The organism is Paenibacillus sp. 32O-W, assembly GCF_007679495.1.
Classification (GTDB): domain Bacteria; phylum Bacillota; class Bacilli; order Paenibacillales; family NBRC-103111; genus Paenibacillus_L; species Paenibacillus_L residui.
Window position 1 is genome coordinate 1 of record NZ_VEGP01000040.1, and the last position, 25,868, is coordinate 25,868.

The 25,868-nt window shown below is 47.7% G+C and carries 25 protein-coding genes; 6 read left to right on the forward strand and 19 right to left on the reverse strand.

Annotated elements, in window-relative coordinates; all coding sequences use genetic code 11:
- Nucleotides 1-115: 115 nt before the first annotated feature.
- A complete protein-coding gene (locus FS806_RS15935; RefSeq protein WP_144938525.1) occupies nt 116-436 on the reverse strand; it encodes a hypothetical protein in 321 nt (106 codons plus the stop codon).
- Nucleotides 437-668: 232 nt separating this feature from the next.
- Between FS806_RS15935 and FS806_RS15940 the strand changes: the two genes are divergently transcribed.
- The 3 genes from FS806_RS15940 (at nt 669) to FS806_RS15945 (ending at nt 3,286) form a co-directional block, all read left to right on the forward strand.
- Complete coding sequence (locus tag FS806_RS15940) at nt 669-1,448, forward strand: acetoin reductase (RefSeq protein ID WP_144938528.1); 780 nt, start codon at nt 669-671, stop codon at nt 1,446-1,448.
- Between the two features lie 586 nt (nt 1,449-2,034).
- Nucleotides 2,035-2,322, forward strand: a complete 288-nt coding sequence (locus tag FS806_RS25790) for a transposase (protein WP_186328389.1) — start codon at nt 2,035-2,037, stop codon at nt 2,320-2,322.
- Complete coding sequence (locus tag FS806_RS15945; RefSeq protein WP_260982112.1) at nt 2,300-3,286, forward strand: IS3 family transposase; 987 nt, start codon at nt 2,300-2,302, stop codon at nt 3,284-3,286. Before FS806_RS25790 ends, FS806_RS15945 begins: the two co-directional genes overlap by 23 nt.
- Before the next feature lie 1,302 nt (nt 3,287-4,588).
- On the opposite strand, the gene FS806_RS15950 is transcribed toward FS806_RS15945, so the two are convergent.
- The 4 genes from FS806_RS15950 to FS806_RS15960 form a co-directional block, all read right to left on the reverse strand.
- Entirely contained in the window at nt 4,589-5,752 is a 1,164-nt protein-coding gene (locus FS806_RS15950) for an IS1634 family transposase (RefSeq protein ID WP_222126681.1), read from the reverse strand.
- A 327-nt stretch (nt 5,753-6,079) separates the two neighbouring features.
- The gene (locus FS806_RS26750; protein ID WP_260982113.1) at nt 6,080-6,214 is read right to left on the reverse strand and encodes a hypothetical protein; all 135 of its coding nucleotides are present in this window, start codon (nt 6,212-6,214) and stop codon (nt 6,080-6,082) included.
- Between the two features lie 802 nt (nt 6,215-7,016).
- Entirely contained in the window at nt 7,017-7,427 is a 411-nt protein-coding gene (locus FS806_RS15955) for a peptidase M56 BlaR1 (RefSeq protein ID WP_144938534.1), read from the reverse strand.
- Nucleotides 7,428-7,469: 42 nt separating this feature from the next.
- Nucleotides 7,470-7,907 carry a hypothetical protein gene (locus tag FS806_RS15960; RefSeq protein ID WP_144938536.1) on the reverse strand — a complete coding sequence of 146 codons (438 nt, stop codon included), beginning with the start codon at nt 7,905-7,907 and terminating at the stop codon, nt 7,470-7,472.
- 1,015 nt (nt 7,908-8,922) lie between these two features.
- On the opposite strand from FS806_RS15960, the gene FS806_RS15965 reads away from it, so the two are divergent.
- Entirely contained in the window at nt 8,923-10,563 is a 1,641-nt protein-coding gene (locus FS806_RS15965) for a family 10 glycosylhydrolase (RefSeq protein WP_144938539.1), read from the forward strand.
- Between the two features lie 84 nt (nt 10,564-10,647).
- Here FS806_RS15965 and FS806_RS15970 read toward each other — a convergent pair whose 3' ends face one another.
- Genes FS806_RS15970 through solA form a run of 5 tightly spaced genes read right to left on the reverse strand, consistent with a single transcriptional unit; the run spans nt 10,648 to nt 15,599 of the window.
- A complete protein-coding gene (locus tag FS806_RS15970; RefSeq protein WP_144938542.1) occupies nt 10,648-11,862 on the reverse strand; it encodes an acyl-CoA dehydrogenase family protein in 1,215 nt (404 codons plus the stop codon).
- 33 nt (nt 11,863-11,895) lie between these two features.
- Nucleotides 11,896-12,645: an ATP-binding cassette domain-containing protein gene (locus tag FS806_RS15975; protein WP_144938545.1), complete on the reverse strand. Its 750-nt coding sequence runs from the start codon at nt 12,643-12,645 to the stop codon at nt 11,896-11,898.
- Nucleotides 12,646-12,670: 25 nt separating this feature from the next.
- Nucleotides 12,671-13,444, reverse strand: coding sequence for an ABC transporter permease subunit (locus FS806_RS15980; RefSeq protein ID WP_222126682.1), 774 nt, complete (start codon nt 13,442-13,444; stop codon nt 12,671-12,673).
- Nucleotides 13,441-14,430, reverse strand: a complete 990-nt coding sequence (locus FS806_RS15985) for a sulfonate ABC transporter substrate-binding protein (RefSeq protein WP_144938548.1) — start codon at nt 14,428-14,430, stop codon at nt 13,441-13,443. Before FS806_RS15985 ends, FS806_RS15980 begins: the two co-directional genes overlap by 4 nt.
- Nucleotides 14,430-15,599 (reverse strand): N-methyl-L-tryptophan oxidase, encoded by a 1,170-nt coding sequence (gene solA / locus FS806_RS15990; protein WP_186328391.1) that lies wholly within the window; start codon nt 15,597-15,599, stop codon nt 14,430-14,432. The genes FS806_RS15985 and solA overlap by 1 nt, the downstream gene beginning before the upstream one ends.
- Before the next feature lie 134 nt (nt 15,600-15,733).
- Between solA and FS806_RS15995 the strand changes: the two genes are divergently transcribed.
- Complete coding sequence (locus FS806_RS15995; protein ID WP_144938554.1) at nt 15,734-16,087, forward strand: winged helix-turn-helix transcriptional regulator; 354 nt, start codon at nt 15,734-15,736, stop codon at nt 16,085-16,087.
- 224 nt (nt 16,088-16,311) lie between these two features.
- On the opposite strand, the gene FS806_RS16000 is transcribed toward FS806_RS15995, so the two are convergent.
- The 7 genes from FS806_RS16000 to FS806_RS16025 form a co-directional block, all read right to left on the reverse strand.
- Complete coding sequence (locus FS806_RS16000; RefSeq protein ID WP_144938557.1) at nt 16,312-16,947, reverse strand: LysE family translocator; 636 nt, start codon at nt 16,945-16,947, stop codon at nt 16,312-16,314.
- Nucleotides 16,948-16,979: 32 nt separating this feature from the next.
- Complete coding sequence (locus FS806_RS16005; protein ID WP_144938560.1) at nt 16,980-17,579, reverse strand: hypothetical protein; 600 nt, start codon at nt 17,577-17,579, stop codon at nt 16,980-16,982.
- 115 nt (nt 17,580-17,694) lie between these two features.
- Nucleotides 17,695-18,126, reverse strand: coding sequence for an SRPBCC family protein (locus FS806_RS16010; RefSeq protein ID WP_144938563.1), 432 nt, complete (start codon nt 18,124-18,126; stop codon nt 17,695-17,697).
- A 19-nt stretch (nt 18,127-18,145) separates the two neighbouring features.
- A complete protein-coding gene (locus tag FS806_RS16015) occupies nt 18,146-19,792 on the reverse strand; it encodes an FAD-dependent monooxygenase (RefSeq protein ID WP_144938566.1) in 1,647 nt (548 codons plus the stop codon).
- A 33-nt stretch (nt 19,793-19,825) separates the two neighbouring features.
- Nucleotides 19,826-19,948 (reverse strand): hypothetical protein, encoded by a 123-nt coding sequence (locus FS806_RS26755; protein ID WP_260982114.1) that lies wholly within the window; start codon nt 19,946-19,948, stop codon nt 19,826-19,828.
- A gap of 459 nt (nt 19,949-20,407) precedes the next feature.
- Nucleotides 20,408-20,665, reverse strand: a complete 258-nt coding sequence (locus FS806_RS27110) for a hypothetical protein (protein ID WP_222126683.1) — start codon at nt 20,663-20,665, stop codon at nt 20,408-20,410.
- Nucleotides 20,662-21,132 carry an SRPBCC family protein gene (locus FS806_RS16025; RefSeq protein ID WP_260982115.1) on the reverse strand — a complete coding sequence of 157 codons (471 nt, stop codon included), beginning with the start codon at nt 21,130-21,132 and terminating at the stop codon, nt 20,662-20,664. Before FS806_RS16025 ends, FS806_RS27110 begins: the two co-directional genes overlap by 4 nt.
- A gap of 1,319 nt (nt 21,133-22,451) precedes the next feature.
- On the opposite strand from FS806_RS16025, the gene FS806_RS16035 reads away from it, so the two are divergent.
- Nucleotides 22,452-23,543: a Cfr family 23S rRNA (adenine(2503)-C(8))-methyltransferase gene (locus FS806_RS16035; RefSeq protein WP_144938572.1), complete on the forward strand. Its 1,092-nt coding sequence runs from the start codon at nt 22,452-22,454 to the stop codon at nt 23,541-23,543.
- Between the two features lie 165 nt (nt 23,544-23,708).
- Here FS806_RS16035 and FS806_RS16040 read toward each other — a convergent pair whose 3' ends face one another.
- Both FS806_RS16040 and FS806_RS16045 read right to left on the reverse strand, forming a co-directional pair.
- A complete protein-coding gene (locus tag FS806_RS16040; RefSeq protein ID WP_144938575.1) occupies nt 23,709-24,545 on the reverse strand; it encodes a sugar ABC transporter permease in 837 nt (278 codons plus the stop codon).
- A complete protein-coding gene (locus tag FS806_RS16045; RefSeq protein ID WP_144938578.1) occupies nt 24,542-25,849 on the reverse strand; it encodes a sugar ABC transporter permease in 1,308 nt (435 codons plus the stop codon). The genes FS806_RS16040 and FS806_RS16045 overlap by 4 nt, the downstream gene beginning before the upstream one ends.
- Nucleotides 25,850-25,868 lie beyond the last annotated feature (19 nt).

A 25,868-nucleotide genomic window follows, 5' to 3' on the forward strand; every position in this document is an offset into this window, starting at 1 on the left:
CCGAAATTAACAAGTCGCCTCAGAAGGTAATTGATCGCCTTTGTATCCAACTCTAAATCTTAAGTGCCATTTATATAATTTTAGAATAAAATCATTTAGTTTTTTTGAATTATCGTTAGTGGATTCGTAATTCTTTCCGCCAACGATACGTTTGATTTCCGTCTTTCAAATCAAAAAAATACAAATACCCGACGCCTTTACTATCTGTTTCTCGAACCTCAATGCTCTTGATCCGGGAAACAATATCTTGGATTGTTTTCGATTCAGTAACGGAAAACTTGTTTCCATCACTGAATTGTACATCGATTTCATTTACATTTGAAAAATCACTTTTTAACACGTCGGTTAAACTCATAACCTTCCCCTTCGTCTCATCGTTGTTTGTGCCGTCGCACCCAACAACGAACAATGCGATCAGTACAAGCAACATACTCATATATATAGGAATCCTTGCTTTAAGCAAACCCGCCACCCCTTACCTTCAAGACGATGTTTTCCATCAAATAGTTGCATACTAAAGAAAGGGGGCCTTAAGGCTCCCCCCTCATTTAGTGTCGATCACTCCAGAGAAATTGACGACTAATCGATTGGTGAATGGAACATAATACTTTTATTCCATCCAGATTCTAGACGGAAATAAGTAACTATGGTTCAGGAGATGATGATAAATGGAGAACAGCCAAAAAGTAGCAGTCATTACGGGTGCAGGGCAAGGAATCGGGAAAGGTATTGCAAAACGTTTGGCAAATGATGGTTTCACAATCGTCTTAAGCGATATGAACGAAGAAGTGCTTAACGCTACAGTCAATGAATTTAAAGAACAGAATATCAATGTAGCTTCATTCGTTGGCGATGTTTCCAAGCAGCAAGATCAAAAAACATTAGTCAAAACAGCAGTCGATCACTTTGGAAGAGTCGATGTTTTTGTCAATAATGCGGGAATTGACCAGGTATCGCCGCTAACGGATGTCGAGCCGGCCAAGCTGGAAAAGCTTTTTCAAGTTAACGTATTCGGTGTATTATACGGCATTCAAGCGGCGGCCGAACAAATGAAGAAACAAGAAACCGGCGGGAAAATAATCAACGCCTGCAGCATTGCAGGACACCGGGGCTTTGCCATGCTCGGGATCTATTCGGCTTCCAAATTCGCTGTTCGTGCACTGACGCAGGTGGCTGCGCAGGAGCTTGCCAAAGATAAAATCACTGTCAACGCCTATTGTCCCGGAATTGTCGGAACAGGCATGTGGGATCGCATTGATGCGGCGATGGTCGGATACATGGGGCTACAAAAAGGAGAAGCCTTCAAAAAGTTTGCAGAAGATATTGCATTAGGCCGCACTCAAGAGCCGGAAGATGTGGCGAACTTCGTTTCCTATCTAGCCTCCCCGGACTCTGATTACATGACCGGACAATCGGTGATGATTGACGGCGGCATAGTATACAATTAGCGAAATGCCGACTCTGCGGCTCAAAATCCTTGAATACTATAGACCGAGGGAGCCCTCGGTTTTTTCGCATGTCGGCTTACCGTTCATAAGCGACGCCTTGCTATCTCTTCGGCATCCGGCTTCCGAATTGGCTTGCCCAGTTTTCCAAGAAGGGCGATAAGCCCGTATAAGAAAAAAGTCAACAAAATTTCCGTTAGTAATCATTCCCGATCTCTATTCCATCGATCCATTGGTCAATCGTTGAATGATCACTCCAAAAACGGAATCAGCACGAGCTCCTGAAGGATCTTAACGGATAATTGGAAGCGTTCCCTTATGCCGATACTTATTTACCAATCCGTCTATTTTCATTATTCTGCCGGTGCCTTTGCAAGCGGAACGGCACGTCTAAATGGATTTCATACAGCTAGTTTTGCTTGTCTAGGGCAAGCAATTAACATTAAATGGAAAACTCCATCTATTTCGTATAAAAAGAAGAATATCAGCAAAAATACTCCGTTTTAAATGTAGTTTCTCCACGGCCCCCTAATGAAACTGGAGTCCTACCCTACAATATATTATTGTATTTCTTAGGGAGGCGACCAGTATGAGACGATCCAATAAATTGTATGAAGAAGTTCGACTTGATGTCGTCCGACAAGCTTTATCTGGTATTAAGGTGGGGGTGCTCGCCAGAAAGTATGATCTTCATCCGGAAACAATCCGTAGCTGGATTCGAACTTACCGGGATCAAATCGATGTTCAGGAGATCCCCCCTGCTGATCAGCAACTTCAAGAACTCAAGCGACTCCAAGAGATCGAAGAAAAGTATGAAAAGGCAAAAAAAGTTCTTGGGGAAAAGGAGCTCGAGATTGAAATTTTACGTGACTGCTAAAAAAGAAGAACCCCGCTTACATGAAAAATTTGAAATAGCCGACCAATTCATTAAGCGGGGAGAGGCAGCAACACATGTCTTGCAAATCCTTGGTCTGGCGAAATCCACCTATTACGATCGATTCAAACGAGAAGCTCAAGCAAAACCATCTACAGCAAGCCGCAGAGGTCGTTCCTATCCCGGATATTCCCTTACGACGGATGGACGGAAAGTGAGCGACGAACAGATTAAAGAATGGCTGCTTGAGCTTGTCGAAGGCGAGGAACATGTATATGGCTACAAGTTACTCGCCCGATGCCTTCGAAAGCAAAAGAAACTGGTCCTCAATAAGAAAAAGTCGCATCGGTTATGCAGTGAGCTTGGCATTCTTCAAAAACAACGAAAACGAAAATCGAAGCACCCACGAAGATTGCCCAAAAACCGCATCGTGACAGGACCTAAACAACTGTGGCAGATGGATATCAAGTATGGCTATATAGCTGGCCAAGACCGATTCTTTTTCATATGCGATATTATTGACGTATTTGATCGTGTCATCGTTGGTTACTATAGAGGACCGGTATGTGAAGCCAAACACGTCTGTCAGACCTTAGTACGGGCTCTTGAAAGCCGGATCAAGCCTGGAGATCCTCGGCCGGTAATCCGAACGGATAACGGGCCACAATTCGTAAGTGCGTTGTTTGGAGACACTTGTGAAAGCTGGCAATTAGTCCATGAACGGATTCCACCGAAGACACCGAATATGAATGCTTATATTGAATCGTTCCACAGTTTGTTGGAGCGAGATCTGTTGGCGAAAGAAGACTTCATGACCTTTGAAGAAGCCTATGCAGCCATCGACCGCTACATGGAGTTTTACAATCATCGGAGGATGCATGGTAGTTTGGGGTATATGTCTCCGATCCAGTTTTCCAACTGGGTGATGCAGTGTGATAACCATTCCAAATACAATATCGCCTTATGATCCGAGTTTATATACCGGCAGTGACTCCAAAGACTTTACATGGAGGGGCAGGCATGATAGGCTGGCTGCCTTGCGAATCTATCTTCAACTTCGCCCCATCGCAAATAAGCATGCCTGCAGAGGCTCCATGTCAAGTCGGCACCTTAGAATCGGTAGAATACGCAAACTTACGAAAAACCTCCAAAAAGAGAGGAATTGTATACATGGTTATTTTTTTATGGTGCGGACTCCGGAATTAGGGGGCCTAGCGGGTTTTGCAGCTATATAATTGGAATTAAAGGTTTTAGCAACTTTTGTCTAATTCTTATAGGTAATAAAAATTACCTGTTTGGATGCCGACAGAGTATGAAAACCACTCAAAAAGACCTTGATGATCCAGCAATACAAGAAGTAAAGGCTCGTATGCACGGTTTAAGGGATTTACGAATGTTTAAACGATATCAGTCTATTTTGATTGCACTTAAAGGGCCGAACCTATGTGGAAATCGCAGACTCTTAGGATGTGCCGAGCAAACGATTTACAATTATATGCGGACCTATCGAGCTAATGGATTAGAAGGCTTGGTTCCTGGACATTCCCATCGTTAGTGGCAGTATTGACATCTTTTCTATCTACTAGACATCAGAGCCATCAGCTATAGCGAGGAAGCCGAATTTTGTAGGGGGATGATACTTACATGGTTGCGTTGATATTGATAGGAATAGGTCTCGCTCTCATATACGGCGTCGTTGGGATAATTACGAGAAGGCTCCGCAAGGGAGCATAAGTGTCTACGGAAAGGTATTCGGAGCCGACGGGATCAATCCGAATAAAGTTTCGGTTGTCAAAGTCGATCCACAGAACAAAATCACACAATAAACGGACAAGCAACGATCCCTGTTGAGCGTGTTACGAATGTAAGGGTCCTTAAACGAAACCATATACGCAAGAGGAGGATATAGAGTAAATCGTCTTTATGGGGAGCTATGTATCTCTTTTAAAAATAAAGATGGCAAGGAATCGCTTATTTCATGCCTTACTCAGAAGAAAAATCAGACTATGCTAATTCATCAATACGAAAATATGAAGATAGCGATTGAGTGTCGGACTCGGTATTGAGGAGAAAATAATCGAGACTCCCAAAGAACCTTATGAGTTATGAATTTTACAAAATGGACAACATGTAAAGTTCGCAAAACCCGCTTAAACAGCTCATGCGGCTCGTTAATCGGGTTTGTTCTATTCTAGCGTGTTTACGATTTATTAGTGGGCAAAACCCCGATAGCACAGACGTATCAAGGCATCTGAACATCGGAAATGTATTACCTACCGAGTCGATACTGATCTAGACCAAGTGCTTCCATGAGCTTCTTGGCCTCGGGACATAATTTGCTTAGCGAGAAGGACTCCCTATCTTTCTTTGAATCGCCTTTCTTTGGATAGACCATGATGACTTGCTTAATGTCGCCTAACAAATCGAGCATGCGATTCACACTAAGATCGAATCCGTGATCATGCAACTCGCGGTTAAGCAGAGAGCACAATCGCAGAGCCAGTATACAGTAAAAGGCATGGACTTTGATTTTTTGATCCGTCCAGTGATAGATTGGGCGAAAGCCCAGATGATCCGTGTTCTTCATTTGTTTGAAAGCTTCTTCAATGTGATACTGAGAACGATACGCCGAAATGATCTTTTCATCGGGCCAATCGTGGTTGTCCGTGTATAGCACGGTCTTTCCCAATTGGCGTTCCCGCAGGGATTCAAGGCGAGCCATTTGAAACGAGAATTCCAACCTGATCGCCGTTTCCGTTTTTGATACCAGCACGTCAAACAGTTCCTTCATAAACTCTTTTTTCATAATCTGATCCACTTGACGCTGCACGGATTCGAGCGTCGGCTTGCGTCCCTTTTTGATAGTGCCGTTTTCTCGTGCTTGCAAAGCGTTTTGAAGATCGCGCAGTTTGGCCGCGCATTGTTCGATGTTTTTTCCGATACCTTGAAGCTGACCGGCCTCGAGTTCCGGATTGTTCACGACAAGCACCGTCATGTCCTGATCGTATACATCATACGTGGTTCGATAGGCCGTAACCCCTTTATATTTCGTTCCGGTCATGGGCACAAATTGTTTTTTGCTGACTTCGAGTAGCGATTTGCAATGGGAAAGCTTGAGAGAGCCGACGACGTGAAACTTCATCTCGCCGGACTGGAGTTTCTTCATATGATCAGATGAATTGTTTCCCTTGTCAAATACGAGCGTAGGCGAGAGAGGTGTCTCGCAAATGGTTTGACAACGCTGCTTCAATCGCTCGATGACCGAACGAAACTGCTTGGTGTCCGGATCGTTTCCGGCATACGTTTCGTGAAACAGCGGCACGCTGAAGTCGGGAGATACTATCATGGCGAGCCCGACAATTTTCAGATCGGAACGTTTTTCCTTGCTAATGGCCGCGTTGTGGTAATGTGCTTGATGAATTTGTATCGACATACGTAAAAAAATTCGTCGTGTCGTAGATCAGACAATCGAGACTGAGTCCGTATTGCTGAACGATCTTACGCGTAAAGTCATCCTCGAATTGTCGAATGGCCTCCTCGGAAAGGGAGTTCATATTGTCCCGGAAGCGCTGGCTGAACAGCATTGATGATTTTGCCGGGATGACGCGGTCCAGGCGGTTTTCGAAAACCATTTGGCGATCTGATGCTTGCTGGTTAGCTCGACCGCCCGGTTAATGGCAGTAATAAGCATGTAGTCACCGATGCTGAGACCTTGATTTCGTTTCGGTTAGGCGGTGTTGATCAGGTCTACAACTCCGAGTCACTTGGCCAAATCGTACAGCGCCATGACCGCGCCGAATTCGAGGACAATACTGAATTTGGGCTGATCGAGTTCAGCGGTGCCTTCCATCGCCGCGGCAATCTGTTCGGCACGTCCCAAATATTTTTGACGCACAATACGAGGTTTGCCATTTACGCGTGCGGATTTAACGATACACTTGGTTTTTCTTTTTGATGATGGAAGCCAAGGCGCACCTCCGAAGTAAGGGTAGGGTAATATAAAACTTCGACAATGTGAGGTGAAATTCCTTCATCTTCGGAATATCCAGTAAAAATAATATTTTTTATTTCTATAACGGACCAAAAAACGGCCGGAAACAGGATATTAGGTAGGGTAATACATTTCTGTTCCAGAGAATATAAAAAAAACCAGCCCCTCCATTCAGACAGAGCAAGGCTGGATTGAATTTACTGCTAAAAATGTTGCTGATTTTGCTGGTAATTTTGTTGATAACTCGTAAACTCACGCTAGGGCACTATTCTAAATTAATGTAGATTACATTTTGAAATTAATGTCTTGAATAGCGGTGGATCGTGACCACGGCAAAGCTTCCCGAATGGGATGATGCCGATGGTGGCACATTGTGGCGCTACTGGACGTGCTTCGATGGATCGCCACGGTACTAAGTATTGTGCTTGGGTTCCGGAAGCTTTATCGTTGGTTGCGTCGTAAGTTTCGAAACAAGCGAAAACCCACCGCAAAACAAGTTGACGGCCAAAACGGTGGATTTCGCTGAACAAAAATTTTGTTTTAGCGCGCCGTGGGTGTCCACAGCATTTCGGAGCCTAAATGCTTGGCTGCAACCACACTATTTCGTTTTGAAAACCGAATGTTTTTCGTGACTTGGTCGATAATAAAAGCTTCATTTCCGAATGATGGAGGATACCGCAGGCTTTAACTTTCGTAAGTCAGCAAATTAATTTTTAAAAGTTTCTCCACCACTTTGGATTCTAAACTTACCAATTACTGTTTCCCCGTCGCTTTCATAAAGAGGAATATAGCGAATATTTCCTGCCAATTGTTTTGCCTTGGTCCTGGCAACTGCTTCCTCAGGGGACTTTGGCATGTCTTCTTCTAAGTCTTTTTTCAGCACGTATCCAATATTTCCATCAATTCCAATTGCCTCTATCAAATCTGGTTCTTCATCAGAAGATTTTACATTAGCTGCGGATCCATATGTCTGCCCTTTGTTATTCTTTGGAAACACAGGTTTAGTGATGTTAGAATCAGCAGATGTGGGTTGAATCGCCAATGATCCTACGGCAATTCCAACAACAAAAACGAAACAAGTGACCATCACTCTCATTAATAACGAAATGTTTTTCATGTAATTTCCTCCAATTTATTGATATTGATAAAAACAACTATATCAATAAGGCAAGAATGGGGTGTCATAAGAGTCATAAGTGTTATAAGATGTACCATTCCAAGCTGCACTTACCCCATTGGCTTTGTAAGATCCGGATCCGCAGGCACCTCCTGTACTGATCCCCATTCCGTATATTGGATTCCCGTTGTACGACATGCCAGTAGACGTACATAAACTTGTATTCTTATACAGTCTAGCATTCACGCCGATATACCCTGCAGGCACCTCATAAGCAGATTCAGCATATAAAACAGCCGTCACGTAATTGTCAGCTTCAGCATGTATTGTAGCTTGATTAAAATAATGATATCCATTTACTGAATAACTTTTCTTTATGCTAGTAGCAGAAGAAGCCATTACTATGGATGATAGTGTACCCATTATGACTCCAACTATAAAAATCATAACCATAAATCTAATTTGCTTGTTGATTACCATAAATATTCCTCCCGCGTAATAGTTACCTAATTTTTACAAATTGACGGAATTTTACAAATCAACATCTTTCGCAGTTCATGTTTATTATAACTGTTTCAGTGTCTAACCACATAAGCAAAATTGTATATGTTTTTTATAGGTGAAAAACTTACTTATTCCCTCCCTTCTTTAATTTTTTCTCAACATGCTCTCGAAGTGAAAATTACTTTTCTCCAAAAAGGCCTTACTAAAAAAGATTAGAGAAAAAATCAATTCTACTTAATTGGTAACTTGGTAGTGGGACGAGTTGGCTGACCAATTTACCATATATTACAATATATGCTTTATATTGTACATAGCGAATTACGTCTAATTTTGTCGTTTTAAAACAATGTTGCGGAATGAATGCAATTAGAATAGGTAATCTTATCTGCTAATAGTAATCGTTATCCAACATATGAGTTTTCCATTTACTTTAATCACTTTCCACCATTCGCTTGAATTACCTACATAAAACACTAGCATTGCAGTAAATAAATTTCGGATTTGTCAAGTAGTATATATGAAATCAGGCGAAGTAAATTCTGACAAAAATGTAATATTTAGGTCGATTTTGCCCATAAAAAACCTTATACTTAGGGTAACAGACAGTCCTGTCCAAATCCTAAACATAAGGAGATCATAAGATCATATGGACAAGGATACTACAAAATCCACTTTTATGGAATACCTTTTGCCGCTATATTAGTCAAGTCCCTTCGCACCTTTCGCTTCAATCTACCTGCACAAAATACAGTTAGACGCTTCCTCCTCCCAGGCCAAAAATGACAACTAGGCGGGAATACGATTATCCCCCCATGCTGCTGCGCCACCAAATCCGATCCATGCAATAAGTCCCCTCGGGGGCTAAATCCACTTAGATTTCTACAACTCTCCAAACGAAATCAACTGCATGTGCAACAAATACTACATTCCGGCGTCTAATGTTAGAGGAAAAGTTTACTAGATTAAATGAAAACAGGAGGAAGCCAGCAGGATGGGAGGAAGGAACCGGTTCGTTTGGATAATGGTCGCAGTTATGCTTCTTGCATGGGTAACACCGGCCGCTGAAGCCGCCGCAGCTTCCGGCGCTGCCCGGGAAATCGAAATAGTATTGGACGGTAAAAGACTGGAGAGCGACGTCTCTCCCTACATCGTCCCCGAAGTGTACGTAACGATGGTGCCGTTGCGCCTTATAAGCGAAGCATTGGGCGCAGAGGTAAGCTGGAATCAGCAGGAGCGGCAAGCAACGATCAGAGGAGGAGACGGCAAGCTGATTATTATGAAGCAAGGATTGTCGAATGCTATAGTCAATGGGCAAAGCGCAGCGCTTGATGCTCCCGTCGCAAACAAATCCGGTTATACGATGGTGCCGATTCGCTTTATCGCGGAGCAGCTCGGCCTGAAGGTCGGCTGGAACCAGCAGGATCAGCGTATTACATTGACTACGGGCGATAATGAAGCGCCTGTCCCCGCTGCCGGGGCCGGAGAGGGCTTACCGGGATCAGAGAAGGCAGCCCCGGACAGCGATGGCAAGGGCGAGAAGAGCGAGCTGCGCGGAGTATGGATATCAACCGTCTATAATCTCGACTGGCCGTCGCAAGCCTCTTACGGCAAGTCTGTTCAGCAGATGGAGGAATTCCGCGAGCTGCTCGACGAGCTGCAGGAGTTAGGGATGAACGCGGTATTCGTGCAGGTTCGTCCTGCCGCAGACGCCTTGTATCCATCGCAGCTTGTCCCCTGGTCCAAATATTTGACGGGCACTCAAGGTCTTGCCCCCGATTATGATCCGCTATCCTTCATGATAGAGGAAACCCACAAGCGGAATATGGAGTTTCATGCCTGGTTCAATCCGTTCCGCGCCGCCGTTGACACCAACACCGAGCAGCTTGCCTCCAGCCATATTGTGAAGCAGCAGCCGGACTGGATCGTCAATGCCGGCGGCAAGCTGTACATCAATCCGGGCATTCCGCAAGCGCGCCAACACATTATCGACGCGATCATGGAAGTGGTAAACCATTATAATATTGACGGGGTCCATCTGGATGATTATTTTTATCCGTCCAATACAGAATTTGCGGATGACCAGACTTTCCTGACATATAATCCGGACAAAATCGCCTCGAAGGCCGACTGGAGACGCAGCAATATCAATGCATTTGTGCGTGATCTCGGACAAGCGATCGACAGCGCCAAGCCTCAGGTCCGCTTTGGAATCAGCCCGTTCGGCGTATGGCGCAACCAGTCGACGGACAAGACCGGTTCGGATACGAAGGCCTCGCTGACGGCATATGACAGTATGTATGCCGATGTTCGCACCTGGATCAAGGAAGGATGGATCGACTATATCAATCCGCAGCTGTACTGGAGCCTTTCCTTTCCGGCCGCCAGATATGACAAGCTGGTGGATTGGTGGGTGCAAGAGGTGAAGGGAACCGGAGTGGACCTGTACATCGGCCATTCTCCGTATAAGCTGGGGACGAAGGAAGCCGGCTGGCAGAGTGCGCAGGAAATTATTAATCAGTTGGAATACAACAAGCGCTATTCCGAGATTAAAGGGGATATCTTCTTCAGCGCGAAGGATCTTCGCAGAAATCCTCTGGGCATTAAAGAAGCGCTCCGCTCTTATTATCCTTAATCATTTTATCCATGGCAGCGCCCGCTGCCGGACTGTATAACCCACGGTCCGGTCAACGGGCGCTTTCTTTAAAAATCCCGGGAACTATCTTCCTTCAGAGCGTGTTGAGGGGGCATTGCCGCGCCCGTACGCGTCCTCGTAATCGGAAATGGCCAGCTTGCCGAGCATGGAAAGCACAGCATCCTCCATAGGCGGGTTATGCAAGCCAAATCGTACATCGCGGTACAACCGCTGCAGCGGATGGTCCAATGCAAGACTATGTGCGCCTGCGATGCGCATCGCTTTATCAACGACAGACATGGCCGTCTGAACGGCGGTCACTTTCACCGCATTCAGCTCTGCATTTAACCGCTCAGGCGGCAGCACCTGCCGATCCCATCTTGCCGCCACACTATACAGAAAATGTCTGGCTGCATGCAGCTCCAGTTCGATTTGGCCAAGCTGCTGAACGATATTCGGCAAATGGATAATCGGAGCGGGCAAGGAATTGGGATGATAGCTGTAAGCAAATTTGATCGCTTCCTTCCTGGCGGCAAGCGCAATGCCAAGGTAGCATGCAGGTATATGAAGCAAATATGGCGTTGCCGCCGAGGCTGATTTCTTGGGAAGCAGACAGGCCAGTGCAGACTCGGGCAATACAACGTCCTCCAGCACCAGATCATGGCTGGCTGTTCCGCGCATGCCTAGCGTATGCCAGGTTTCTTCGATGCGAAGACCTGCCGTATTTCGCGGAATGAGGAATTCGGCCGTGTCCTCTTCAACACTCGCCGTAACAATAAAATGATCCAGCACAGGAGAAAGAGTAGTGAACGTTTTTCTGCCATTTAACACATAAGAACCGTCCTGCCGCCGTTTGGCGGTTGTCAGCGGCTTGCCTCCGCGTGTCGGGCTCCCTGAAGCCTTCTCGGTCGCTGCGCGATTCACCAAGTGCTGATCTTTGACGATCTTCTCATTCAAATCGGTCAACGCAGCCTCCGTCCACTGCTTCTTATGATTCAGATCATAAACAACCCCCAAATGCCAGCCGACGCCTAAAGCAATCGAGGCATCCCCCTGCGCCAGCCGCTCCTGATACAGGACAAACTCATACAAGGAGATGCCTTCTCCCCCTTCGTCAGCCGGTACAGTATACGAGAAATAACCAAGCCTGCGCAGCGCCTCGATATGCGCATAGGCAAAATCATGCTCGGCATCCACACGGTGGGCTTCCTCTGCAAAGCCGTCCGCAAGCTCGCCGATTGCCTTCAAGCGCCGTTCTTGTTCCGCGCTCAACACAAACATATTGTCTAATCGGTCCATAGTCTGATGTCCTCAACTTTACTGCATTTTATATTAAGAGTTCCGCATAATGCGGTCCAAAATTTGTCTCTCCCACTTCCCAACCTGAGAGTCCGTTCTGGAGCGGGGACGCGGCAGATCAATGTCCATGTCAAGAGCAATATCTCCATCCTCAAGCAATAGAATGCGATCGGATAAAGTAATGGCCTCATTGACATCATGGGTAACCAATAGAGCGGTAAACCGCTGCTCCAGCCACAGCCGTTCGATGAGCTGCTGCATTTCAAGCCGGGTAAGAGCATCCAGCGCGCCAAGCGGCTCATCGAGCAGCAGCATCCGGGGATTGCGCACCAATGCGCGTGCCAGGGCGACCCGCTGCTTTTGGCCGCCCGACAGCGTAGAAGGCCACTGCTCTGCTTTATTCTCTAATCCTACCTGCTGCAGAAAATGGAGTGCTTTAGGTCTCCATTCGCCCTGCAGACCGATTCCTACGTTATCTATCACACTTTTCCACGGCAGCAGACGCGAATCCTGAAACATCATCGTCGTGCTGCCGCTAATGCCATTAAGCGCTTCTCCATCCAGCAGAATATCGCCTTCCGACGGCGCATCCAGCCCGGAAATCAGCTTTAGCAGCGTGCTTTTTCCGCTTCCGCTTTTTCCAATGATACTGGTGAATTGCCCGGGATATAAAGTGATGTCAAGCCTTTTGAGCACGTCATGCTGCTGGAATGACTTGGTTACGGCCTTAATTTGAATAAGCACCCCGTTTTTTCCTTCCGGGATAACCGCAGAACGGGTCATAGAGAAACTCCTTTCCCACCAATGTTTACGGATGATAAGTCTGGTTCCATTTAAGCAGCCCTTTTTCCAGCCATTTGGCCAGCAAATCTGCGATTTTACCAAAGCATGCGTATATAATGATGCTCAGTATGATAATGTCTGCCTGCATAAACTCTCTGGCATTCATCGCCAAATAGCCAATGCCGGAATTGGTCGCAATGGTCTCTGCCACAATGAGCGTGAGCCACATCACACCGAGCGCATAGCGCAGGCCGACAAAAATGGAAGGCAGCGCGCCAGGCAGCAGAATGTGCCTGAAAATTTCCCGGCGCTTCAAGCCGTATACTTTGCCCATTTCCACCAAATCATTGCTGACGTTCCTTATCCCGTGATAAGTGTTAACATAAACCGGAAACATAACGCCAAGCGCCACCAGAAAGATTTTCGAAGACTCTCCGATTCCGATCCATATAATAACTAGCGGGACTAAAGCAAGATGCGGTATGTTCCGCACCATCTGGATAGTTGTATCGAACAAGCGATAGGATAAATGAAAGCTGGCGTTCAGTATCCCCATCGCCAATCCTATTCCTCCCCCGATCAGCAGACCAATCAGGGCGCGCTGCAGACTGATCAGCATATGCTCCGCCAATACTCCATTGGCAATCATTTTCCAGCCGGTTTCAGCAATCGTAACAGGAGTGGGGAAAATTTTCGCGGATACAATTTCCATAGAGGCCGTCCACTGCCATATAACGATAATCAGAAGAGGAAGGAGCCATGGCAGCATAAAATTAACGATCGTACGCTTCTTCATCATTTCAAATCCGGCACCCATTCTTTCCCGACAGGCATATAGGAACTTACATCAATGGAATGTTCGATCAAACCGATTTTGTGAAATGTATCTGCCAACTGCTGCTGCGGAGCAATAATTTCCTTCTTAATGGCTTCTACGCCATAGGTTCTGCGCCCTACCATTTTAGCCAGGCTTTCCTCGTCTATGCCGAGCTCCCCGGCAAGCATTTTCACAACCTCGCCTTTATTTTCATTGGCCCACTGGTCGGAGACATCGGTTTCCTCAAGAATCGCCTTGACGATTTCCGGATGCGCTTCTGCAAACTCTTTGGTCGCATAATAGAAGGTCCGGTTTGGCGAATAATGGCTTCCATCCGTAAGCGTTACAGGCTGCAAATCCATTTGCACCGTGGCAAAAAACGGATCCCAGGAGCCCAGCGCATCCACCTGCTTCGTTTCAAACAGCGCTCTGCCCTCCGATGCATCCTTAACATACACATATTCAACATCATCATATTGAAGCCCCGAGCTTTCCAAGGCAAGCACAGTCAAATAATGATGATTGCCGCCCTTTACAACGGCAACCTTCTTCCCCTTCAGATCGCCAATGCCGGCAATACCGGAATCCTTATGCACCATAATGCCCATGCCTTCGGGGTTTGGCAGATCGCTTCCGACGTAAACAAAGCTTTGTCCGCTCGCTTGAGCAAATACACCCGATCCATCCGCTGCGTTGCCGTAGTCGATTTTGCCTGCAGCCAGCGCCTCAAGCACCGTGCCGCCGCTCGGAAACACGTTCCACTCAATCTTGATTCCCTGCTTCTTCAGGCGCTCATCCAGATTTCCCTTTACCTTCAAAATGTTGAGCGTATTGCCTTTCTGGTAACCAATTCGCACAACTTCAAGCTGGCCTTCGGAGGCTTTGGAACTGGAGCAGGCGGAAAATAGAACAGAACAAACAAGTATAATGGAAAGAAGTAAAGAAGATCCGGATTTTGACACTGCCATTATAGATTCACTCCTTTTAATGTAAAAGCGTCCCAATCGAGAGGGTAGTGTTCCTTTCCTTTCAGCATTGCAACGCTTAACGCTTCTCCTATGCCGCTGGCGAATTTAAAGCCATGGCCGGAGCCTCCTCCCGCAAACCAGACACGGCTTCTGCCCGGCAGCTCATCAATAATAAACTCTTCACCGGGAGCATTTTCGTACAAGCAGGTCTGTCCGGCCAGCAGCTCTCCGGCCTCCGGCAAAAATAGATTCAACGCATGCCGAAGCTCTGCCTCATCCTCCTCATATGCCCCGAAAGGCGGTACGGGCTGACCCGGCAAAGCGGGATATCCGCCATCATGCCGGCCTATTTTCAAACCCGATTCGTCAAGCGCCGGGAAACCAAAGTATTCTTCAGCCCCCCCGTTATTGAAAATAAAAGCGGGGAGCCGACCTCTCCCGTATCGTTCCTTCGGTGCTTTGAACCAGGCAATGGGTTTGCGGTACGGCTTAATGATGTTGTGCAGCTCCGGCAGCACCCGTGCCGACCACGCACCTGCGCTGACGAGGACGCTGCCTGCGGTGAAGCTGCCGCGCTCTGTAACCACTAAGGGCTCCCCGGCTTCCGAGACCAGTTGCAGCACCTTGGTGTTGGGCAGCAGCTTCGCTCCATAATGAACGGCCAACGCTCTATAGCTTGCAATAATCTGTTCGCTGTACAGAATGCCGCCCTCCGGCTCATAAAGGCCTTCCATATGAGAAGGCACGGAAAATCCCGGCCAGCGCTCCTGGATTTGCTGTGCATTGAGCGCTTCATACGGTATACCGAAAGCTATGCAGCTCTCTGTTTTGCTCTGGATAAAGCGGGACCCGCGCGGACCGATGCTGATTACACCAATAGGATCATAGAGAGTGGCATGGTCATGGCCTAAAGTCCCCGGCACCTCCGCCGCTTCCCGCTCCAGCTTCTTCCACAGCTCTATCGAACGCAGGGCAAGCTTTACGTAGCTTTCACCCATCGTATAGGCTCCCCTCACTATGCGCGTCGTTCCATGGTGGCTCCCATAGCTGTGAGGCGGATCGTGCGCATCGATCAGCAGTACAGAGACTCCCCGCTTGGCCAACTGATAGCCCGTGCTCATGCCGAAGGAGCCCGCCCCTACAATGATGACATCAAATTTCTGGAGCAAATGGGTCTTCACCTCAATTCCGGTTTGATTTTTCTGAACATTAATTTTATTATAATTCCTATAAGTAAACTTGGGAATAGCGCACATTTAGGATACCAGGTATGCAAAAGGATACTACAGGAGGAGGATAAACTATGGACCCGGCCAGAAAAATGTCAATATGTCAAAAGGATTTTGACTTTTCGATTATAAGCGGGAAATGGAAGGCAATGATTTTGTGGCATTTGCGCAACGACACCATCCGCTTTTGCGAGCTCAAGAAAATGCTGCAGCCCATCACGCAAAAAACGCTGACCACCCAGTTACGGGAGCTGGAGGATGATCTTCTGGTACACCGCGAGGTCTATCCTGTGTTTCCCGCGAAGGTGGAATATTCCTTGACCCCGCATGGCCGGCAGTTAATCCCGATCATCGAGTGCATGATAGAATGGAACAAGAGCTACAAGCAATTGCTGAAATGCCAGGACATTCAAGGGGAGCAAGGATAGAGAGCTTGGGGAAGGTTCACGGCAGCAAGATGGCTCTGTAGGGTGCGGCAGTCAGACGGAATTCGTCAATGATGGTCGCAAGAAGGGCAATGCCAATAAGGCTATCGGCCGAAATGGCGATAGCCCTGATTATGGTTAGAGGTGAACGGTTGCGCCGCTGAACGATGCCATGCTTGAGCTATATTCGAAGTACCAACCGGAAGAGCTGCAGACCATTCTCGTCATTACTGTCTTTGGAACGCAACCTTCAAGCCCAACCCGATATAGATCGTTCCGACGAGCTTGCCGCTCCAACGGCTTAAACGGTTTATCCATGCCGTCCGTTTAACCATTTTACCAAGCGTAGAGACACTTAATACAATTGTAGTTGTATACAATATACTTAGTATGACGAAGATGAATCCAAGTATCAAAAACTGCATTACGGCTTCACCTCGTTCATGATGAACAAATTGAGGCAGGAACGCTAGAAAGAACAGCGCCGTCTTCGGATTAAGAACCTCTGCCAAAGTTGCCGATACATATGACTTTAAGGCTCCTGCCGACTCAACCTTTGGAAGCTGCGGTTCGGAGGGCTTCCTTATCATTTCGCAAATCCCTAGATATAACAAGTACGCTACCCCCGCATATTTGACGACATTGAAAGCGAGAGCCGAAGTCATCAGTATGGCGGAAAGCCCCACAGCGGCAAATAACGTGTGAAGAAAATCCCCGGTTGCGATGCCAAGCCCTGCCATAATGCCTCCTTTGCGCCCGTTCTGAACGGTACGGGTAATTGTAAGAAGAACGGCCGGGCCTGGAATCAAAAATAGACCTATAACAACAATCACATACGTAATTAAGGTAGAAAAATCGGGCATCTGGTTCCCCCCTTCTCTGCATTAATGGCCGTTCAAAGAGATATATCGTTACGGCCTTGCAGCCATTGCTCGAATTCGGCAGGCGTGCGCACATTATGGTCTAAAACGGCGGTATAGATATCGAAGCTTTTCACTTGTTCCCCATACTCGGCCCGTGATGCCCATATGGTTTTAATACTTAAAATAGAAATAATTGCTGCGGGAGTAAGACGATCGGGCATCGTGCGAACATGCTGCAGATCGGGTTGTTTTTCCGGTTCATCTACGAACCAAATATCCAGCTCCCATTTGTTTCCGTTCTTGGACTCATACGTCATCCCGAGAAAATAACCGTCAGGGTAGGCCGGGTCGGTGTTCCATTTCCCGGTATCGTTAATGAATTTCAAATCCCGGATACCGGGATTGGACATCAATTGTGAAGCAATTCCGGTAATTGCAGCGATGTTCAACTTGGAGCAAACGACCGTCATATCGAGGTCTCTCCAAGCCATTAATCCAAGTGCCGCACTCCCTACTTTCACGGGGGTACCGGCTGCCTTCAGCAATTGGTCAAGGTTCAACTCTTCCACAATCGCAGATGCTTCAGTCTGCAGTTGAAGTTGGCAGGCCAGCAGATCTTCTTGTTGTTTCATTTTTTGCTCCTTCCATTTAGTGAATCATACGGAGATTTTCATATGGCAACGATCGAGAGCCGTCACAGCCGGTATCGATTGGCATCGAGGCAATGATCAAGCTGCTGCTTTAAGGTTAGCTATTAAGCACGGCCTTCAAGCCGGCCGCTGTTTTCGGCTGCTCCTTCTTCATCGATTGGCGCATGAAAAATTCGGCTACCTTCGGAACATTGTCAACCTGAATGGTGAAATGAACACGGCAGGATTTTTCGGAGATCGGCTCAATACGATAGGTTTCACGAAAAAATTGTTTTTCGCCGGGAACCGTCTCTATGGTCAACAATTGATCCTGAACAAGTTCGGTCACGACCATATTTTTTTCGCTCTTAAAGCCTGAATATTTTCCGCTTTCGAAATAGTTGGTCCCCAACCGGGCAGGTTCTTCAGGAGTGACTCGATTCTCAATAATGCCTTTCATCCAGGAAGCTCGCCCCTTTAGATCGATGAGGCGTGCAAAAACGATAGAGGCCGGATACTCATAGCTTTCGGAATATTCAAAAGTAAGCATGATGATCTTCCTTTCCTTTTTAGAATGTATTTAACGAGAGGATGGTTGACAGCGCATGGGTGATAACTTGTTCCAGTTCTTCCTTATTCCCCTCGGCAGCCGTTGTTCGCCATCCGATGTACCCGTCCGGCCGCACGAGGATAGCCCCCGTGGAAGTGATTCCGTATGCGTCAAGAAAATCGTTCCCAGGATTGCTGAAGTCAGCTCTATGACCGCCAATCTGATAAATATCCATCGGAAGACGGAGTGTATCTTTAACATGTTGAGCAGCCTCCAACGCGTTCTGTCCGTCTGGGCCAACGAGCAGGACAAAGCGGGAACCAAATAGATCCAACGTTGAAATAGGTTGGCCGTTCCGTTCGAGAACGATGTGCGCAGCGCGGGTTCCCGGCTGTCCCGTCCATAACTCGGGCGGCTGTACCATGGGGAGGTTCATCCCGTCGGCTTCCGGTACGATTGCGCCGGCTTGATAACGATAACCCATATTGACATGCAGGGTGTTTACCGTAATCCCTTCCGATCCTTCATGTTCGCGCTGCTGGGAAAGCATAATGACCTGCTCTACCGTATAATCCGCGATGGGCCGCCGCTCAGCATCATAAGTAGCAAGCAAAGCCGGACCGGCTTCATCGCGCAGGACGGCGGCCAGCTTCCAGGCGAGGTTCTGCGCTTCGGCGATACCGGTATTACCTCCCAAGCCGCCGCTTGGAGGTTGAACCCGTGCGGAATCGCCAACCAAAAAGATGCGCCCTTCTTGGAAGCGGTCAGCTACACGGCCGGCCATTTCCCAAGTCAATATCTTTCTGATTGTAACCGGGATGTCAGAAATTCCGATGGCGGCCCTAACTAATTCAATGCAGCGCTCCTCCGGATAATCGTCGATGGTTTCCTCTTCAGGATCAAATACAACGTCCAACCGGTATATATGAGGCCGCCTGAAAGTTCCGGGGTACAGAACGAGACTTCCGCTTACGGTATCATTGGCGAGAAAACACATATGAGCGTTTTGTCTACCAAACAGGTCATGAATGTCCGCATCGAAAACGATGCTGATCAGGTGGCAGAGCGTACCTTCTCCATGCTGACCAATCCCTAATTGTGCGCGGGTTCCACTTTTACTGCCATCCGCTCCGACCATATACCCGGACCGAACACGGCGCGTTTCGCCGCTGATTCGATCGCGAATCGTAGCCGAGATGCCGTCCGCGTCCGTTTCGAATTCGATCAACTCCGTGTTGTAGCGCAAATCGACACCGGCTTTCTCAGCCTGTTCCCGGAGGACCGGCTCAAGCAGATCTTGTGCGATGCCGTTTCCTTCAACAGGGCTGGCATCCGTAAAGTAAGCACTCATATCTTCCATCAGGTTATCAAACATTTCCCCGGCCAAGCTCTCTACAAACATAACGCCGAATTCCCTAGGGAAAGGGGGCTCTTCACGGCGAATTTCGTCCTCGATGCCGGCCGAACGGAATATTTCCATTGTTCGGGCAGTCAGGCTCGACACGCGCGGGTGAATCGCCGTCCCCGGATGGCGTTCGACGACTAACGGTTTAATTCCTTGCCTGGCCAGAAATAGGGAGAAGGATAGACCTACCAAACTTCCTCCTACTACGAGGACAGGAACCGATTCATCGAATGATGAAGAGTTATTTAGTGTCTTGTTCATCTAATTACGCCCTTTCGTAAATTAGTTTATTTTTCACTCCATACGGTTATCTATTTGCTCGGCTTTCTCCCGCAGCTCTTCCATGCTCCATGTCAGCTTGTGCGATTGTATATCGGCGATTACGGATTGGAGCCATTCCACTTCAGCGACAAGCAATGTTCGTTGATATTCGGCCTCAAGTAAAAATAAGCGCGGCAGACCCAGTGATGCCCCTATCTCAAACTGATCATGAAGTCGGGCAAGGCCGTTCCTTCAACACGGGCTTTCCAGGCGAGTTTCCCAATCTAGCAGCGACGGAAGCCCACAGTTCCTGTAGCGGCACATGTCGATTTGTTTCGCTGTCATCGTATTTGAGGATACAATAATACCTTTGACATATTGCTGCTGCAGCACGTCCAGGTAGTTTTGTTCCTTGTTTTCTGGAATACTGGAATGAAACTTTGAATTGACAGCATGAGGGATTGTTGTTAAACTAATTAAAACGTAATTATTACGAATCGTAAAAATTACATATAACGGAGGTTTGCTTCTGCTGCTGTCGGCAGCTCTTCAATTTTTCGGAGTGCTTCCAAAAGGCTACGCTGAGGGGTTAGCCGTTTGGGTGTATGTGGTAACTTACGGAGGATTGTTCTTATGGGGAGTAACTGTATTTATAGCGACCCTGTCGTTCCAGCAACGGATTAAAAATAAACAGCCTTCCCAAACTTTGTAATCAACGCATTCATCGGAGGCGAGGGCGATCACTCTGGAAATATTCATGATGCCCGAGGTATTCCACTCTTCTCCTCCGATACGCTGCGTAAAAAACTCCCCTTCAACACTGCTATTTCCTCTTGTTTCGATTACCAGACGTCTTACATTCCATATATTCACTCGAGAAATGCGGCAAGATTGGCCAGCGTGGAACTCATCCCGGCTTCATGATCTTCTTGACGGATGCCTTCGGGCACATTCTCGCACACAATCGTCACTTCGGTGCCGCCCGGAACCTCGTCCAGATGCCAGGTCATGATCATGGCTCCGGCGAACGCAGGATCCTCTGAATCGAACACGATCCGTTGCACGATCCGCTTATCCGGGACGAGCTCGAGGAATTCTCCCTGCGCCACATCCGCATTTTCCGAAGATTTGCCCGTCGGATGGTCCGAGCCGATATAGGTAAGCGTCATGCGATATATCCCGCCTACCCGAGCGTCGAACGCATCGATTCGGCCTTCCATTCCTTTCGGAGGAAGCCAGGCAACGAGCGCCTTCGGGTCCATATATGCCCGATAGATTGCTTGCGGAGGCACCTGAATGATTCTCGAAGCAGTGTCCGTTCTTTTCGATTTGTCATTCATCTTCATCGTTCCTTTTCATTATAATGAATCGAAGAGACTCTCTATTTAGCTCTATATTATACAAGATCAACAGATTACATTTCTTATCGATTGCTATTCCGTCACTGATCCGCTCCTCCGACTTAACTTTCGTCCATCGTCCACTCCTGTTGTGGTTAATAGGGATTTGCCTGCATTAAACTTACATTTAATGGAAAATGAATGAAACTTTTAGACTCTCCCATATATTCTAAGTGGATTTCATACAGTTAGATTTCTATATTCGGAAGAAATATGGAAACTAACTGGAAAACCTACAGCTAGTTTGCGCCAAAACAGCCGTTTCGCCCAAAGTTGCCCATTTTAACTGTAGTTTATCCAGTTAGTTTGATCGTTTTCGCCCATTCGCTTGAATCTACCTGTACAAAATACAGTTAGACGCGCCATTCCACTTGCAACGGCACCAGCAGACGGTGGAATAGACGGATTTCCAAGGTAGTTTTCGAAACTAACCTCTAGCTCACAAACTAGCTGCATGAAATCCAGTTAGATCCCCGTTCCCACTCCAAACCCAGGATACAGATCCGTCGCCTTATTTAGCTAACGGGCAGATTAGTTTAATTGTAATTTGCTGAACGTCACCACCATTAACGACAAATAATTAGGTGGTTCCGTTCTTAGTTGATCTTGAGTTCTCCGTGTTTTTGTTTAATCAATTCTAATGTAAGGAGAAGCAGCTTTTCGGATTGATTTTTGTTTAATATAACTTGCACTGATCCCTTTTAAGGCTTCACTTGGAGTAACACCATGCTGTTTGCGAACAGCTTTGGCGAATGATTCGGGAGTTTCATAGCCATTTTGACACCGTTTTATGAGCTTGAATCCATACCGGATTTATGATAAATTAGACTAGTAATTCAAACTGAAAGGATGAACTCAGGCCAATGTACAACTAATCCTGTCCACACGAATGCTTCGTGAATAGGTATATTTTCCGGACAGGATAAGTATGGGCTTTTGTATACATTTGCGAGATTTCTCCCCCCTTTAATGAGGGGCGGTCTCTATTTCGCGTATGAAGCCTCCTGTCCGGGAATGATGCGGACAAGAGGCTTTTTTGACGTTCATCAGCAACAGAAAGGGTGAGCCCCAAGACGATGTACAACTAATCCTATCCAGACGAAAAAATTCGTAACTAATTTACGCTTTTTTCCGGATAGGATACGTATGGGCTTTTTCAGATACTCCTTTAGATTCCCCTTGCATGAGGGGTGTATCTTATTGGCGTATGGAGCCTCCTCCTATCCGGGAAATGAAGCGGATTATAAGGAGGAGTTTTCATGACCAAAGGTACATTCCATCAGTTATCTAGTGAAAAGATTGCAACAAAATATGGGCAATTGCAGCAATTGCTGCATGCCGAGAACGAGCCGAAATTCAGGTTTACCCAAATCGCGCAAGCGATATTCAAACAAAAAATACATCAATTCGAAAACATGACCGTATTGCCAAAAAGGTTGCGCGAGAAAATCGTCGAACAATTCGGCAGCAGCATTCTTGGAATTAAACCTGTTGCGCAAACATCGTCGCCACAGGCGGACAAGGTGCTCTTTGAACTGTCCGGGGGAGATAAAGTAGAAACTGTGGCAATGAAATACCGTGCAGGCTGGGAATCGTTTTGCATCTCTTCCCAATCTGGTTGCGGTTTCGGCTGCCGTTTTTGCGCTACCGGTACGATCGGATTGAAGCGAAACCTGACGGCCGACGAGATCACCGATCAAATTTTATATTTCACATTAAAGAATCGTTCCCTGGACAGCATCTCCTTCATGGGGATGGGAGAAGCGCTGGCTAATCCGCATACTTTTACCGCCATCCGAACATTGACCGAACCGGAATTATTCGGATTAAGTCAAAGGAGACTTACGGTTTCCACCATCGGCATCATTCCGGGAATTCAGAAGCTGACGCGGCAATTTCCGCAAATTCATCTCACCTTCTCGCTCCACTCTCCTTTTGACGATCAAAGAAGCGAATTGATGCCGATCAACAAAAAATATCCCCTGGCAGACGTGCTGGAAGTATTAGATGAGCATGTGAAAATGACGGGGAGAAAAGTATACATTGCTTACGTCCTGCTTCCCGGGGTGAATGATTCGCCGGATCATGCCAAGAAGCTGATTTCGATTTTAAGGAAAAGAATGGACCTGAAGCAGCTTTATCACCTAAATCTTATTCGTTACAATCCGGCCTTGGGTGTAGCGGACGATTACAAGCGTCCTGAAGAGCATGATATCCGTTCTTTTTACCAGCAAATCAAGCAAGCGGGATTCAAGGCAACCATACGTCAATCTTTCGGTGTGGAGATTGACGCCGCCTGCGGACAATTGTACGGCCAGTATGAAGCGAACAAGCGTTTTTCCGACAACTAGCGACCATGCTCGTACTTAAAGAAGAAAGCCACATTCAATAGCCTGCAGCGGACTTTCGCCGCCAAGTATAGCCCATGCCGGGCGCACTCCAACAAGCCTTCCGGCCCACCGCTGCGGTGGATCGGAAGGCTTGTTGCTGTCTGACGCCAAGAAGCTGGGCGGAGGCTACCCTTTGGAGGCTCCTGCAGTCAAGCCCTCGACCAGGAAGCGCTGCAGGAACAGAAACAGCAGCGTCACCGGGAGAGCGACCAACACCGCCCCTGCGGCAAACAATGTAAATTCAGTCGAATTCCGCTGGCTTACCATCTGATACAGGCCGACGGCGAGCGTGCGCTGCTCCTCTGTGCGCAGCACCAGATCGGCAAAAATAAAATCGACGAAGCTGCCATTGAAGATCATCAGGCTGGCATAGGTCAGCATTGGCCGCGACAGCGGAATCATGATTGAGAAAAACAATCTCATATGGCTTGCACCGTCGATGCGCGCCGCATCCTCCAGGCTGCGGGGGATCGTATCGAAGAAGCCTTTGGCGACAAATACGTTCGTAATAATTGCTCCGCTGCTGTAGACGAGCACAAGCGCCCAGTGAGAATTGAGCAGATTCATCGTATTAAGCAGCACATAGATCGCGATCATTGCCATAAAGCCCGGGAACATCTGCAGCACCAGCAGTGTGGACAGGGTCGCTTTGCGGCCGGCAAACCGGTACCGGGAGATGGCGTAGGAGGAAAGCAGCAGCAAGAAGGTGCCGAGCACCGTGGACAGCGAGGCAATCTTGAGCGTATTGATGAACCATAACGGGTAACGCGTATTTTGAAACAGATTGCGGTAATGCTCCAGAGTGAATTCCCGCGGAATCAGCGTATCGCTGAACAAGCTGTTGCCCGTCTTGAGCGAGGACATAATTATCCAGAGGGCCGGAAACAGGCTGATGCAGCTGAGAAGCACCAGCAAAGCGTAGCTGATTGATAATTTTGCCTTGGCGACCGCCCGTCTGTTCATGCGATCATGTCCTCCTCTTTATAGGATCTGGTTCTGCGGTAGCTCCAGATGGAGAACGTCGCTACGAGCAGGAAAATAACGATGCCGATCACCGATGCGAAGCTGTACTGTGACTGGTTAAGCGCCAGCTTGTAGAGCCAGGTAACGAGCAGGTCGGTATGGCCGGCATACTGGTAATTGGAGTTGACCGGATCGCCGCTCGTCAGCAGATAAATAACGTTGAAGCTGTTAATATTGCCGGCAAATTGCATAATCAGAATGGGCGCTGTTGCAAACAGCACCATCGGCAGCGTGATCATGCGGAACTTCTGGAATGACCCTGCGCCATCCACCTCCGCCGCTTCGTACATATCTTTGGGGATCGTCGTCAGCACCCCGATCGCCAGAATCATCGTGACCGGAATGCCCAGCCACATATTGGCCAGAATGACCGTCACCTTGGCCCAGAACGGGTCCGTCAGCCACGGCAGCCCCTCCAGTCCCATCGACCGCAAATAACCGTTCACCGGACCGAACTGGCTGTTGAACATATTGCGCATCACAAGCAGCGAAATCATGTTCGGGATTGCAAACGGAATGACCAGCATTGTACGCCACAGCTTCTTGAACCGGATGCCCGGCTGTTGAATGAGCACCGCCACTAGGACACCGCCGACATAGGTGGTGAAGGTGGCAATTACGGCCCAGGTGAGCGTCCAGGTCAGCACACCGACGAAGGTCGTGCTCCATACCTTCAGATTGACCATCTTGGCAAAATTGTCAAAGCCTACCCAATCGATCAGATTGGCCGGCGGCAGGATCGGATCGGCATAATTCGTAAAAGCCAGCAGGATGGAAAAGATAATCGGCAAAATCGTCAGGAACAGCACCGACACTGCCGGCAGCGCCAGCACAAGATAGGCAAAGTGCTTGCGGTTAAGCTCCCGCAGCGACTCAATGAAATGATGGGGCTGCTCCCCCTGGTCGCGCGAGCGCCCGACCAGGTAAGCATCCCTGATATTAAGCAGATAGACCACTGCGAAGAGCAGAAGGGCCAGCACCGCCATCAGGCCGTCCACCATCATGAAGATCGAATGGTCGCCCTCCACCATCTTGGTCAGCTTGCCTGTCTTGACCATTCTGCTCGGCTCAACCCCCAGTGTAATCAGGCCGTATACGTAATCCTTCAGATGAAACACTATGCCGTATACCCCGGCCGCATTACCGCATAGCAGCAGCAGTCCTTTGACATACTGACGATTATAGATCTGCCCCAGACCCATCATGAGGATGGAAAGGATAACGGCTTTTGTTCTGCTCTGCATTCCGTTAACCACCTTCCAT

Coding starts and splice junctions, on each gene's coding strand:
- FS806_RS16005 (WP_144938560.1), bottom strand. CDS start 17,579: ATGAAACAACAAGAAGATCTGCTGGCCTGCCAACTTCAACTGCAGACT.
- FS806_RS15975 (WP_144938545.1), bottom strand. CDS start 12,645: ATGACCCGTTCTGCGGTTATCCCGGAAGGAAAAAACGGGGTGCTTATT.
- FS806_RS15950 (WP_222126681.1), bottom strand. CDS start 5,752: ATGTCGATACAAATTCATCAAGCACATTACCACAACGCGGCCATTAGC.
- FS806_RS16045 (WP_144938578.1), bottom strand. CDS start 25,849: ATGCAGAGCAGAACAAAAGCCGTTATCCTTTCCATCCTCATGATGGGT.
- FS806_RS15995 (WP_144938554.1), top strand. CDS start 15,734: ATGGACCCGGCCAGAAAAATGTCAATATGTCAAAAGGATTTTGACTTT.
- FS806_RS15965 (WP_144938539.1), top strand. CDS start 8,923: ATGGGAGGAAGGAACCGGTTCGTTTGGATAATGGTCGCAGTTATGCTT.
- FS806_RS16010 (WP_144938563.1), bottom strand. CDS start 18,126: ATGCTTACTTTTGAATATTCCGAAAGCTATGAGTATCCGGCCTCTATC.
- FS806_RS15970 (WP_144938542.1), bottom strand. CDS start 11,862: ATGGACCGATTAGACAATATGTTTGTGTTGAGCGCGGAACAAGAACGG.
- FS806_RS15960 (WP_144938536.1), bottom strand. CDS start 7,907: ATGGTAATCAACAAGCAAATTAGATTTATGGTTATGATTTTTATAGTT.
- FS806_RS15940 (WP_144938528.1), top strand. CDS start 669: ATGGAGAACAGCCAAAAAGTAGCAGTCATTACGGGTGCAGGGCAAGGA.
- FS806_RS16000 (WP_144938557.1), bottom strand. CDS start 16,947: ATGCCCGATTTTTCTACCTTAATTACGTATGTGATTGTTGTTATAGGT.
- FS806_RS15935 (WP_144938525.1), bottom strand. CDS start 436: ATGAGTATGTTGCTTGTACTGATCGCATTGTTCGTTGTTGGGTGCGAC.
- FS806_RS15980 (WP_222126682.1), bottom strand. CDS start 13,444: ATGATGAAGAAGCGTACGATCGTTAATTTTATGCTGCCATGGCTCCTT.
- FS806_RS16025 (WP_260982115.1), bottom strand. CDS start 21,132: ATGAATGACAAATCGAAAAGAACGGACACTGCTTCGAGAATCATTCAG.
- FS806_RS15955 (WP_144938534.1), bottom strand. CDS start 7,427: ATGAAAAACATTTCGTTATTAATGAGAGTGATGGTCACTTGTTTCGTT.
- FS806_RS16015 (WP_144938566.1), bottom strand. CDS start 19,792: ATGAACAAGACACTAAATAACTCTTCATCATTCGATGAATCGGTTCCT.
- FS806_RS15985 (WP_144938548.1), bottom strand. CDS start 14,430: ATGGCAGTGTCAAAATCCGGATCTTCTTTACTTCTTTCCATTATACTT.
- FS806_RS16040 (WP_144938575.1), bottom strand. CDS start 24,545: ATGAACAGACGGGCGGTCGCCAAGGCAAAATTATCAATCAGCTACGCT.
- FS806_RS25790 (WP_186328389.1), top strand. CDS start 2,035: ATGAGACGATCCAATAAATTGTATGAAGAAGTTCGACTTGATGTCGTC.
- FS806_RS16035 (WP_144938572.1), top strand. CDS start 22,452: ATGACCAAAGGTACATTCCATCAGTTATCTAGTGAAAAGATTGCAACA.